We start from the raw sequence: 13,517 nt of genomic DNA on the forward strand, positions 1-13,517 counted from the left end.
CGTACATTTGTGTATCTTTTACAGCGTCTCCCTACCCATGAAAAAATATACATCAGGCTACCGGTTTTGGACAAGAGGACAAAAGCGAGGCATTTTAGGCTTAGTTCTCTGTTGTACACTATTGCAAGTAGCTTATTTTGTAATAGATATACCTACACATACCACAGCTTTTTCTCAAGCACAGCTCTTGAGCTTTCAAGAGCGGATAGATAGCCTAAAATCCCAAGAACAAGCCCAGAAATATACTTTAAGCCCCTTTAACCCCAACTTTATCTCTGACTACAAAGCCTATCTCTTAGGGCTCTCCAAAGAAGAACATGCTCGGCTACAAGCCTTTAGAGAAGGAGGAAAGTATGTTAACTCCGCAAAAGAGTTCCAAAAGGTTACCAAAGTATCCGACTCCCTTTTGACTGTCATAGCCCCTCTGTTCAAATTTCCCGACTGGGTAAATCGAAAAAAAATGAACGATTCCTATCAAAGCAAATCCCCCGAAAAAATCATCAAGAAAGATCTCAATACTGCTACCGCCGAAGACCTATTGCCCATACGAGGAATTGGAGAAAAGCTCTCCGAACGTATCATAAAGTACCGAGAGCGCTTAGGAGGTTTCTCTCATAAGAAACAATTGAACGAGGTATATGGCCTTTCTGAGGAAGTCATCACAGAAGTATGGAAATACTTCGACCTACTCACTCTTGCACAGATTACCAAACTTGATCTGAACCAAGCCTCCAAAAGAGAATTGGCTAAGATACCCTACTTAGGTTATAAAGAGGCTGAAGCCCTCTTGATCTTCCGCTCAGAAAAGGGAAACATACAATCATTGGAGGAATTGCAAGCCTTAGGATACTCCCCTGAAAAGATAGAACAACTTAGCTGGTACCTAAAAGTGGAGAAATAAGGGCTTTTCTTTGGTTAATTGCATAATATATTGTACTTTTGCACTTTCTTTTTACAAAAGACTCACCTATGAATAAGAACCATTATGCCATCATCATGGCAGGGGGTGTTGGCTCTCGTTTTTGGCCTGTAAGTACTTGGGCTTTCCCTAAGCAATTTCACGATATGTTGGGTACAGGACAAACCCTTTTGCAGCGTACTTACCAGCGATTGACTAATTTTATCCCTAAAGAAAATATTCTTATTTCCACCAATGAGATTTATAAAAACTTGGTCAAGACACAACTCTCAGGTATCTCAGATGAGAACTTAGTCTTGGAGCCCTCCATGCGCAATACAGCACCCTGTATCCTCTATGCTACTATGAAAATCCAGAAACGCAATCCCAATGCGGTTTTCATTGTAGCTCCTTCAGACCATTGGATAGAACAAGAAGAAGAATTTCAAGAGAATGTAAAAGATTGTTTTGCCCTATGTGAAAAACAGGATATCCTGATGACCTTAGGCATCAAGCCTACTTTTCCTAATACCGGTTATGGCTATATACAGTACGACAAAACAGATCCACAACAGAGCAAAAAGGTACTCCAATTCACCGAAAAGCCTGACTATGAGCGAGCAAAACAATTTCTTTCGGAAGGGAATTACCTTTGGAACGCTGGTATCTTTATTTGGCACACCCAGAGTGTATTAAAAGCCTTTGAGAAATACCAACCTCAGATGTATGCGCTCTTCCAAGCAGGAGAAGCCACTTACAACACCCCTGAAGAATGGGAGTTTATCAAGAATAATTATGGAAAAGCAGAAAACACATCGGTGGACTATGCTATCATGGAACCCTCGGACAATATCTATGTATATCCAGTAGGGTTCGACTGGAATGACTTGGGTACTTGGGGTTCTCTTCATGAGAAATTGACTAAAGATTCCAATAACAACGCTGTAGTTAATGCCCTGACCTTATTCAAAAACGCTTCAGACAATATCATTCGTACCGATACCAACAAAGTAGTGATTGTAGATGGAATAGAGCACTATATCATAGTGGATACAGCTTCGGTACTGATGATCTACCCTAAAGAAAAAGAACAAAGTATCAAGGAACTCTTAGGAGAAGTCAAAGAGAAATTCGGCAGCAATCTCTCCTGATGGATTAAGAAATCATTTTTTGATATACCTTCAACAGATTTTCACAGACCTTCTCGTCTGTGAATTTTTGTACATAGCTGTAGCCTACTTCCCTCATCTGTTGTATACGCTCAGGGGAAGCAAGGAGTTGTTCTATGGCTTGTCGGATCTCCTGTGCAGTATTCTCAGTAGGATTCACATATATACTCCCCTTACCGCCAGCCTCCTCAAAGCAACTTCCCTGAGAGGTAATCACTGGAGTTCGGGAGAAAAGCGCTTCTATGATAGGGATACCAAATCCCTCAAATACAGAAGGGTAGCAGAAGATAGTTGCCTCTTGGTATATCATAGCCAGTTCCTGCATAGAAACTCCAGAAAGCACTCTTATCTGTGATTCCATATTATTCTCCTGGCAATAGGTTGCTATTTTTTCATAATAAGCAGTCTTCTTCCCTACCATAACCAACGGTAGGTCTGTCCCTTTGAGCGCTTTTACAATCTCCAAAGCATTCTTTCGCTCCTCTATAGCTCCTACATTGAGTACAAATCGGTCAGGAAGTGCATACTTTTCTCGTATTTTAGTTTTCTCCTCCTCTGTATAAGTTTGCTTAAAAGCGGCATGGCATCCCTGATATACCACCGATATTTTATTGGGATCTATATGGAAATAATCCACTATATCCCGCTTAGTCTGTTCACTAATGGCAATAATATGCTGCGATTTCTGGGCAGCATAGCGGAACTTAAGAGTATGTATTTTCCTATCAAAAGCAGTATACCATTGGGGGAAACGCAAGAAAATAAGGTCGTGTATGGTAACCACTGTAGGTACCTGCTTGTATATACCTATAGGAATCTCTCCCGAAAGTCCATGATAGATATCAAGGTGCTCCTTCCGAGCAAGAGTTGTGATATGAAAAAGACGCCAAAGACTCTTGAACCGTTTCCAGAAGAAACCCTTAGGAGTAATCTCAGTAGTCTTAGGAGAGAGTTTCACCCCTAAGAATTTCCTTTTCAAAGGATTAAAGAGCACCAATTCTGTATCAGTTCTCTCTTGTAAGATACGGATCAGGTCACGGCTATAGTTTCCCAAGCCACGAAAATTATGAAAAGCCCGCTTAGCATCGAATCCTATTCTCATTTCTTTGTTTTTAAAACCTCTTTCAAGAACTTAGCTGTATAGCTCTTTTTATTCTTGGCCACTTCCTCTGGTGTCCCGATAGCTACTACCTTTCCGCCACCCTTTCCGCCTTCGGGGCCTATATCAATAAGATAATCCATCATCTTGATTACATCCAAGTTGTGCTCTATGATAAGTACAGTATTACCCTTTTCAGTGAGTTTGTTAAGCACCTCCATCAGAATCTTTATATCCTCAAAGTGCAGTCCTGTCGTAGGCTCGTCCAAAATATAGAAGGTATTGCCTGTATCACGCTTAGAAAGTTCAGTAGCCAGCTTGATACGCTGCGCCTCTCCTCCCGAAAGAGTTGTAGAGGGCTGTCCTAAGGTAATGTATCCCAATCCCACCTCCTGTATGGTCTTGAGCTTTCGGTAGATTTTCGGGATGGGTTCAAAAAAATCTACAGCCTCATCTATAGTCATAGCCAATACATCGGCTATAGATTTTCCTTTGTAGCGAATCTCAAGAGTTTCTCGGTTAAATCGCTTACCATGACAAGTCTCACACTCCACCAACACATCGGGGAGAAAATTCATTTCGATGACCTTCATTCCTCCTCCTTCGCAGGTCTCACAGCGTCCCCCCTTGACATTGAAGCTAAAGCGCCCTGGTTTGTAGCCTCGAATCATTGCCTCAGGGGTATGAGTAAAGAGATCTCGTATCTCGCCAAAAACTCCTGTATAAGTAGCAGGATTCGAGCGCGGAATACGCCCTATAGGAGACTGATCTATATCAATCACCTTATCAATATGTTCCAGCCCCAAAATCTGCTTATAGGGCATGGGTTTCTTGAGCGCATGGTAGAAATGTGCATTGAGAATCGGGTAGAGAGTTTCATTGATCAAGGTAGACTTCCCCGAACCTGATACCCCTGTAACTCCAATCATCATTCCTAAAGGAAACTTTACCGATACATCTTTGAGATTATTCCCTGTACACCCTATGAGTTCTATAAAGTGTCCATTGCCCTTGCGTCGTTGTTTGGGTACCTCTATTTCCCGTTCTCCATTGAGATAAGAAGCTGTCAAGGTATGTGCTTTAAGCATTTCTTTGGGAGTCCCTGCAAAAATTACTTCTCCCCCGCCCTTGCCTGCTTTGGGACCAATATCAATCACATAATCCGCATGGAGCATCATATCGGCATCATGCTCTACCACCACTACAGAATTTCCTATATCTCGAAGTGATTTCAAGGAATTAATCAATCGTTCATTATCACGCTGATGCAATCCTATACTGGGTTCATCCAAGGTGTAGAGTACATTGGTAAGCTTTGAACCGATCTGGGTAGCCAAGCGGATTCGTTGTGCTTCTCCCCCTGAGAGGGTCTTAGAACTTCTTCCTAAGGAAAGATAGTCCAGGCCTACATCCAAGAGAAAACGTAAACGCTCATTGATTTCCTTAAGAATCTCATGAGCGATCTTCTCCTGCCTGTCAGAGAGTTTTTCAGGCAAGGTATCGAACCATTGCATAAGCTCCCCTATATCCATAGCCGAAAGCTGAGCTATATTCTTATCAGCTATATGAAAATACAAGGCTTCCTTCCTTAGGCGAGAACCCTCACACTCAGGGCAAGGCTTTTCTTCCATAAAATCCTTTGCCCAGCGCTGTATGGAGGAACTGCTTTCGGAATCTTGGTATTGTTGTTCTATAAAATTGACAATTCCTTCAAAATCAATAGAGAAATCACGGGTTACCCCCATTGTTTCAGACTTTTCGGAGAATTTTTCTTTCCCTCCAAAGAGAATCATATCTATAGCCTCCTTAGGGAGTTTTTCTACAGGATCAGAGAGCTTATGACCGAACTTTCGCAGTATTGTCTCCAATTGTTCGAATATCCAAGTCTTCTTCTCTGCCCCAATAGCTATAATTGCCCCTTGCTTGATGGAGAGTGACATATCAGGAATCAGCTTGCTTAGAGTTACCTCCTGTACTGTCCCCAATCCATTGCAGTGAGGGCACATTCCTTTAGGAGAGTTGAAAGAAAAAGTATTGGGCTCGGGCAGTGGATAGGAAATTCCAGTAGTGGGACACATTAGGTTACGGCTAAAATAGCGAGGAGCATCCTTTTTTTCAGTAAGAACCATCAGAATGCCGTTGCCATGGCGCATGGCCGTCTGTATACTCTCGCTCAAGCGGCGATGAGTGGTGTCATTATCCTTTATCTCCAAGCGGTCAATAACCACCTCAATATCATGGGTTTTGTAGCGATCAAGCTTCATACCATACTCTATCTCACGGATCTGACCATCTACACGTACTTTGAGAAACCCCTGCTTGGCGATTTGCTCAAAGAGCTCGCGATAATGTCCCTTACGTGACTGTACTACAGGTGCTAAGATATGGATTGTTTTGTCCCGATAATCCTCCAATATCAGCTGTTGTATCTGACCATCAGTATAGCTGACCATCTTCTCGCCTGTACGATAACTATATGCATCGGATGCACGTGCATAGAGCAAGCGCAGAAAGTCATAGATTTCGGTAATAGTACCGACGGTAGAGCGGGGCGACTTAGAAGTAGTCTTTTGCTCAATAGCTATCACAGGAGAAAGTCCGTCAATCTTATCCACATCGGGACGCTCTAATCCACCTAAGAACTGACGTGCATAAGCAGAAAAAGTCTCAATATAGCGGCGCTGTCCCTCAGCATAGATGGTATCAAAAACCAAAGAAGACTTTCCACTTCCTGATAAGCCTGTAACCACAACCAATTGATAACGAGGTATTTGCACATCTATATCCTTTAAGTTGTGAACTCTGGCTCCTTGTACTATAATATTTTTATCCTTTTTCATTCTATTATAAATAGCGGATTATGTTATGCGAAAAGCTACTTATCTTTGCCCTACATGCCTTATGTACATGCTCCGCTGGGGACAAAGATAAGTAGTTTTGTTATATACACGAAGAAAAACTTCTAACTAAGAAACTTAGGTAGCTCCCAATGATATTTTAGAGAAAGCATACGTACAGCAATCACCACACAGATGGTAATAAAAACGACCCATGAGTGATACTCAGCCATAACCCCATTGAGCAAGAAATACACTGTACCTCCTGCTACACAAGCTGTTGCATAGATTTCTTTTTGGAAAATAGCAGGCATCCTATTGGCCAAGACATCACGAATCACCCCTCCGAAACTTCCAGTCATAGTTCCCAGAACAATCGCAATGGTAGGTGAAAGGTCAAATCGAAGTGCCTTTTCTAAGCCAATGATGGTGAATACTCCCAACCCAATAGCATCAAAAAGTAATAGCCAGTAGTTCCAGTGTGCGGCAAACTTGTTTTTAAAAAACAAGGTAAAGACGACACTCACACCAATCATAAAGATATACATGAGATTCTTCATCCAGAAGACAGGAATACTTCCGATCATAATATCGCGAAGGGTTCCCCCACCAACCCCTGTGACGAAAGCCAAGATGAACATCCCGAAAATGTCCATACGACGCTCTAATCCGAGCAACACCCCAGAAATCCCAAAAACAAAAGTCCCTATAAGATCCCATAGATAAATAGGGTCAGAGACAATTAACCTCATTTCCTGGCTTAGGGAAGCAAGCCCATCGCTCAGACTTGAAATCACTTCATTCATTGTTATGATTCTATAAAAGATTTTATTGCATTTATCAGGTTAGCACTGGGTTGAAGCGCCTCTATACGCCATACCAGTTCCCCTTTGTGGAAAATCATATAAGTAGGAATCCCATTAATTTTTAGCTTTTGAGTAAGCTCTTTATTCTTATCAATATCGATCTTAATGACACGTACAGCATCGCCTAAAGAATCTGCCACCTGCTGAATAGAATCGGTCGCATCCTTAGCCAAATAATGCCATCCCGCATAAAAGACAATAAGCACAGGCTTATTAGTACTGATTATATCTCCAAATACAGACATGTTGATTATAGTTTTTACATTGAACCTAATATTTATAGGTTATTATTCACATACAAATATTTCAAAATCAGTTACTTATTAAAATTTTTCTGTACTACTATACCTATAAAATACAGCAAATATACAAATAGAATATTCCAAAATAAATGAGAATTATTCCATAACCTATTTATCCCTAAACAATTTTCCCCTACATAGTCATATTGATAGTAAGTAAAAGGGAAGCCTATATGTATATCATAGACTCTTGCTTGCTTTGGAAAAGGGAAAAAAGAGAACAAAGAAATACTAGAAAATATCAAGATGGGGAAAACAATTTTGTAAGATAATCTCAATATTTGCTTGAGTTTTCCTTCTGTCCTTTTATATAGTGCATACATTCCACAGCTAATTAGCATCGGAAATATAAGATCACATAGTAAAAATAATAAATTATCACTATGAGTATAAATGAAATATTGACAACCATCTCCCATAAAATTATATTGGAAAAAGGGAAATGGAAATCCTATCTGAATATTCCAAAAAGGATTTTTATCTATAAAAAGAAAAAAACTTATAAATGAAATAGTAAGGAACAATAATATTGTTACAAATACTAATTCACTGGTTTTTGATATTTTTCTGACCATAATTTTATATCTTCTTTCCTTATCATTTGTACTCCCCCTTTTCCTAATCCTCTTATATTTCCTTCATTTACTAAAAAGTCAATCATATTTTTTAGCCTAACAATATCATTTTTCATAAAAACAAAAATCCGTTGCAAATGTATAATTTTTTCTTCAAATAACAAAGAAAAATCTTCTATTTCCCTTCGGAAGAAAGAGCTTCTTTCGTTTTCTTTTTCAGTTCAATAACGGTGATTTCAGGGGGCATACCTACACGACCTGGAAAAGCCAAATAGCCAAAGCCACGATTGACATTGATATACCTATCCTTTTCCTTATAGACCCCTCCCCAATACTTATAGCGCCATCCAGCAGGGCTCCACTTGATCACTCCTGGAATCTCTATTCCAAACTGCATACCATGAGTATGCCCACTTAGGGTCAAGTGAATGAAATTAGGATCCTTGAGCACCTCATACTGCCAATGAGTGGGGTCATGAGAAAGCAATATTTTGAAATCCTTCTTATCTACTTGGCTTAAGGCTTGCTTTAAATTTCCTTTTTTGATAAATCCCTGTCCCCAGTTTTCCACTCCTACTACTGCTATACGCTGCTGCCCACGAGAGAGAAACACAGATTCATTATTGAGCAAACAAAAGCCTAACTGCTGATGAATCTGCTTGAGTGTCTCTAAGTTTTTAGCTTTTTCATCTGGGGAATCCCACTGCAGATAATCACCATAGTCGTGATTTCCCAATACGGAATAGACTCCATCCTTGGCATGTAGCTGCTTGAAGTGAGCTATCCAAGGACGCATCTCTTCAGCTTTGTTATTGACCAAGTCACCTGTGAAAAAGATAACATCTCCCTGTTGAGCATTGATCATATCAATCCCATATTGTACTTTCTCAGCATTGTCAAAGCTTCCTGAATGAATATCTGAGATATGCACTACTCGATAACCATCAAAAGCCTCAGGAAGATCATCAAAATATAGGGTATGCTTTACCACCCTATAGTTATACCTTCCCCAAAGCATCCCATAGATCATCCCCGCAAAAGGAATTGCCGCTACCCCCATCCCTATGAGGCTGACAAAACGTCGACGTGAGGGGATAACTTTCTCTTTTTTGGTACGGAAAGGTGCACAAAACAAGCGTACCAAGGTCTCTCCCATGAAAAATATACTGATAAGCGTAACAAATAGTAACCATGAGAGGAACAATCCAAAGGAAAACTGACGATGTTGATCCCATACACCAGCAAAGGATTCATTCCAAAAATAAAGGAAATAAAAAAAGAAAAAAGCCGATGCTGTATAATACAAATAAGTAAAAATCTTATACTTTACTGCCTTACGCACACAGAAAGCACCTAAAAGCACCATCAGTACGTAGAAAATACATAAATAATTAATAAAATGATGCATAATAATTAATGATTAATGACCAATACTTAATGATCAATAACAAATATTGCGATTACTTTCTTCTTTTTCTTTTAGAAGAGAAAGTATTAGAAGCTTCTTTACGTTTGCCACCTTTCTTCTTATCCTCTTTGTGAGAGAATTTTTTATCCTTGCTCTCTTTTTTTTCCTTTCTATCCCGTCTGTCTTTTCTTCCTTTACCCTCTGAGGAACGTTGTTGAGAGATTTCTATATGAATAGCACGATTATCCATCTTGAAATCGGCAAAGGTATCCAATACCAGCTGGGTCATCTCCGCTTCGGTATTGAAGAAAGAAAAAGTATCTTTTACATCTACCTTGAAAATATCATTTTTACCCAAACCAATATTTTCTCTAAGGAAATCCTTAAGTAGTTGCCAATTATAACCATCACGTTCCCCTATATTGATAAAGTAGCGTGTTTCGCCTTCAGAGGAGAAGGACTTGCCTTCGGAGGGTTCCGCATTGAGATCTTTGGACTTGCTATAATAGTTGTAAAAACGATTGAACTCTACCGCTACCATACGCTGGATCAGTTCCTCACGGTTTAGATTGCTCAGTACATCGTAAATGGCTGGCAGATACTCATTGACCGCTGGATTCACCTGTGTATCCTTAATCGTATTGGCCAAATGGTAGAGCTGTATCTCACAGATTTCCATTCCACTGGGGATAGACTTATACTCAAAAGTCTTCTGGATGATCTTCTCAATGGTCTTGATACGCTTAGCCTCACTCTTGGTTAGTATGACCATGGATACCCCCGACTTGCCTGCACGCCCTGTACGACCACTGCGGTGAGTGTAGGTCTCTATCTCGTCAGGAAGTTGATAATGAATCACATGGGTAATATCATCTACATCTATTCCGCGAGCTGCCACATCGGTTGCCACGAGCATCTGAATTTGCTTGGCACGAAAACCCTTCATTACCAAATCACGCTGGTTCTGGCTTAGATCACCATGTAGAGCAGCCGCATTGTAACCGTCCTCTATAAGTTTTTCGGCTACTGCTTGGGTATCACGCTTGGTACGGCAGAACACCACCGAAAATATAGATGGATTGGCATCAGCCAAGCGCTTAAGTGCCTCATAGCGCTGACGCCCATTAACAATATAACATTCGTGAAGTACATTGTTGGAAGCCTGATTCTTATGTCCTATAGTAATCTCCTTAGGATGGTGCATGAACTCTTTGGCAATTTTGGCCACCTCGGCAGGCATCGTAGCTGAGAAGAGCCAAGTATTCTTATCATCAGGTGTTTCGGATAATATAGAGCGGATATCCTCATAGAAGCCCATATTGAGCATTTCATCAGCCTCATCGAGCACACAATAGCTGATCTGCGCAATAGAGGTAAACTCACGGCGCATCATATCCTGCATACGGCCAGGGGTCGCCACGATAATATGAGCCCCTTTCTTAAGGCTACGAGCCTGTTCCTCTATACTTGCTCCTCCATAGATAGCCACAATATGCACCTGTGGCATATACTTAGCATACTGCTTGAGTTCGGAGGCGATCTGCAAACACAATTCACGAGTAGGAGCTAAGATGAGCCCCTGAGTCATACGCTGGGTAGGATCTATGAGTTGAAGAAGTGGAAAACCAAAAGCAGCAGTTTTTCCTGTTCCTGTTTGTGCCAGTGCCACCATATCGGTAGGCGCTTCAAGCAATACAGGTATAGCGGCTTGTTGTACCTCAGACGGACGCTCGAAGCCCAAGTCATCAATAGCTTCGAGTAGGGGTGCGCTTAGCCCCAATGTTTTAAATAAATTCATACAAATAGTAATAGGGTGCAAAGATAGAAATTAATTATCAATTACACCCTAATAATTTAGAAAATATATTTTTGCTATGCCTCTTGCAGGATTTTTATAAACTCGCGGAATAAGGTAATCCTTTGATATAATCTTCCATAAATTGCCAATCAGGATAAATCTTTTCTGAACTTGTTTTTTTTATAGGAAGTTTGATCTTTGAAATTTTTAATTTTTTCTGACTACATTTTCTTCCATAGTTATAACGATATTGCTCCCTATTTATGAGAGTTGTTATAAAAATTGCTATATAAATATTACAACCTTCAAATCTTGGCACAAGTTTCTCTACATGATCTGAAGCTGAAAAATTAAGTTTTTGATAGGCACAAAATCCTAATACTGCACTATCTATTGTAAACACATTTCCCTCCTCAGTATAATAGTTAAAATAATCTTCTATTCCATTATTTACTGCTTGTGTTGTAACATATGGATATACTCCTTTTCCATATTCTTCTAATACAATTAGAGGAGTTGTTTTAGAGCCTTTAACATCAAAAATTTCACTATAATCAAACCATGCCCATTCTCTATCACCCAATGAAACTTTATTATCTGAAAAAGATGTATTTGTAAAATTAAATATTTCAGAAGTATTGCTTTGATCCACTAAAAAAGAAACATAACTTCGCATTTTTCTTATAAAATCTTCATCAGTAAGAGTGCTATAGTCTGTTTCCATATAGGCTTCTACACACCATTCATCTTCTGCCTTTATCTCTTTTCTTACTGAAAGACCTGCTATTTCATCAAAATTATCATAAGCTGAAAGCCAACGCTTCTTTATATTTGTATAACGATTTCGTGCATCTATACGTCCCAAGTTTTTCCGTTTTTCAAAACCATCATCTTTGAAGTATCCAAACCATGTTTTACGTCCCTCATTAGGTCTATTAGCTTCAAATACCATTATGCAAGTAACTACACCTACAGGATAAAATAAATCATCAGGCATGGAAAGTACAGCCTTCAAATGGTGTTTTGCTAATATATTTTTTTTAACAGCTATCAATTCTTTTTCATTCTTTATAGCACAACTCATTTGTACAATAGCTACCACACGCCCATCTGCTTTAGGATCAAGTATTGAAAGAGCATGTTCTACAAACCGCATTTGCTGGGCATTACCTACATCATAAGGAGGATTAAGAAAGGCTACAGTTGGTTTATGATTATCAGCTATACTTTGGCCATTTATAAAACAACTTCCATTATATATATTTGATTTTCCATCTCCTCGGAAGCGCATACTTGCACAAGCATATGTAAACATATCAGAACGTAATTCACACCCACATATTTGACTTTTTCGGATATACTCTTTTTGAGCTATATCACTCCCAGCCATCTTGAAAAGACGTTGCATTCCTGATACTAAAAAACCTCCTGTTCCACAACAAGGGTCATAAATAATATCATTTATTTTCAGAGCTACTAAATCACAAAATAATTCCGTTATATGAGGAGGAGTAAGCACTAATCCTGATTTTTGTTCACTTCCTGCATATCGAATAAACTCAATATAAAATCTTCCTAATACATCATATGCTATATCTGAATGATTCACTAATGGAAGAACATTCTTTTCTAAATAAGAAATAAATTCTTTAGCAACCTCGAGAGTACTACGTGGATGCTTTTCTTCTTTATGTTTTATTGTAGTTTGTACAAAAAGAGGTTCATTAAGGATATTTTCAAATTCTCGTAAAAGAACTGTCTTGCTACGAACAATATCTTTTTCTACCTCAAAAACTGTATTGATAGCTGACAACATTAATCCTCCCAAATTTGTAATATTATCACTATTAGGGTATTTAACTTTAAAATTATCATTAATCAGAGCCAATAACATTGCTGTTATCATTGTACAACGCTTGTATTCAGGAATTGTATAAGCCTGAAACTCCTCATTCAAATATCTAGCTTTAAAAGCAATATCTTGAGTATAGAAACTCTGAATGAAAAACTGATCTTCAAAGAGCTGTATATAATCATCTATACCTAGTAATTTAGTATCTGTAAGTTCTGTATATGTTTCATTTTCTTTCTTCCAATAAAAGTGAGATACTTGTAACTCGGCTTCTGTTTCTCCACTTACGGCTATAGCTACTACATTGAAATCTTTAGATAATGCTTTTGCATAATGTAGTGCTCCATCCACAGCATAATCTTTAGACTTATTAAGCTCAACTGAACGATGTTTACTTACTTTAGGTTTACATTCAATAACAATAAGATAATTACTATTTGTTGGAAAAGATATAAAGAAATCTGGATAACCATTACCTTTTCCTCCTTTACTCTTACCTTTAAGCAATTCTATAACCTGCTTATTTGTAGATTTTTGTTCTTCTATTTTTATAGAATTAGGGTTTTTAGGAATGTAGAAAGGATCTTTCTTGAAGTGTGTTCTTACAATTTCTTCTGTGAGTCGTTCATTTGCCATTTTGATAAAGGATTTTTTTTCTCTATTCCAAACAGCAATAAAAAAACGGGACTGTTTCTTTAATTGCTTATTTATAC

General features: G+C 38.9%; 10 protein-coding genes. 2 read left to right on the forward strand and 8 right to left on the reverse strand.

Going from position 1 to position 13,517, the window contains the following annotated elements; all coding sequences use genetic code 11:
* Nucleotides 1–37 precede the first annotated feature (37 nt).
* On the forward strand, nt 38–901 hold the full coding sequence (locus tag CGC50_RS02185) for a ComEA family DNA-binding protein (RefSeq protein ID WP_198541629.1): 864 nt from the start codon (nt 38–40) through the stop codon (nt 899–901).
* A 68-nt stretch (nt 902–969) separates the two neighbouring features.
* Nucleotides 970–2,049 carry a mannose-1-phosphate guanylyltransferase gene (locus CGC50_RS02190; protein ID WP_095909498.1) on the forward strand — a complete coding sequence of 360 codons (1,080 nt, stop codon included), beginning with the start codon at nt 970–972 and terminating at the stop codon, nt 2,047–2,049.
* Between the two features lie 4 nt (nt 2,050–2,053).
* Here the strand turns inward: CGC50_RS02190 and CGC50_RS02195 are convergent, their stop codons facing one another.
* The 8 genes from CGC50_RS02195 to CGC50_RS02230 form a co-directional block, all read right to left on the reverse strand.
* Nucleotides 2,054–3,169 carry a glycosyltransferase family 4 protein gene (locus CGC50_RS02195; protein WP_095909499.1) on the reverse strand — a complete coding sequence of 372 codons (1,116 nt, stop codon included), beginning with the start codon at nt 3,167–3,169 and terminating at the stop codon, nt 2,054–2,056.
* Nucleotides 3,166–6,006 (reverse strand): excinuclease ABC subunit UvrA, encoded by a 2,841-nt coding sequence (gene uvrA / locus CGC50_RS02200; protein WP_095909500.1) that lies wholly within the window; start codon nt 6,004–6,006, stop codon nt 3,166–3,168. Before uvrA ends, CGC50_RS02195 begins: the two co-directional genes overlap by 4 nt.
* 122 nt (nt 6,007–6,128) lie before the next feature.
* Nucleotides 6,129–6,755, reverse strand: coding sequence for a trimeric intracellular cation channel family protein (locus CGC50_RS14380; RefSeq protein ID WP_095911259.1), 627 nt, complete (start codon nt 6,753–6,755; stop codon nt 6,129–6,131).
* Between the two features lie 56 nt (nt 6,756–6,811).
* Complete coding sequence (locus tag CGC50_RS02210; RefSeq protein ID WP_002667960.1) at nt 6,812–7,114, reverse strand: thioredoxin family protein; 303 nt, start codon at nt 7,112–7,114, stop codon at nt 6,812–6,814.
* A gap of 598 nt (nt 7,115–7,712) precedes the next feature.
* Nucleotides 7,713–7,910, reverse strand: a complete 198-nt coding sequence (locus CGC50_RS13735; RefSeq protein ID WP_157909405.1) for a hypothetical protein — start codon at nt 7,908–7,910, stop codon at nt 7,713–7,715.
* A gap of 11 nt (nt 7,911–7,921) precedes the next feature.
* Nucleotides 7,922–9,154 carry a metallophosphoesterase gene (locus CGC50_RS02220; protein WP_095909502.1) on the reverse strand — a complete coding sequence of 411 codons (1,233 nt, stop codon included), beginning with the start codon at nt 9,152–9,154 and terminating at the stop codon, nt 7,922–7,924.
* Between the two features lie 52 nt (nt 9,155–9,206).
* A complete protein-coding gene (locus CGC50_RS02225) occupies nt 9,207–10,952 on the reverse strand; it encodes a DEAD/DEAH box helicase (RefSeq protein ID WP_095909503.1) in 1,746 nt (581 codons plus the stop codon).
* Nucleotides 10,953–11,046: 94 nt separating this feature from the next.
* A complete protein-coding gene (locus CGC50_RS02230; protein WP_157909406.1) occupies nt 11,047–13,440 on the reverse strand; it encodes an N-6 DNA methylase in 2,394 nt (797 codons plus the stop codon).
* Nucleotides 13,441–13,517 lie beyond the last annotated feature (77 nt).

Origin of the sequence: Capnocytophaga gingivalis (assembly GCF_002302415.1) — a bacterium.
In the GTDB taxonomy this organism is placed as follows: Bacteria; Bacteroidota; Bacteroidia; order Flavobacteriales; family Flavobacteriaceae; genus Capnocytophaga; species Capnocytophaga gingivalis.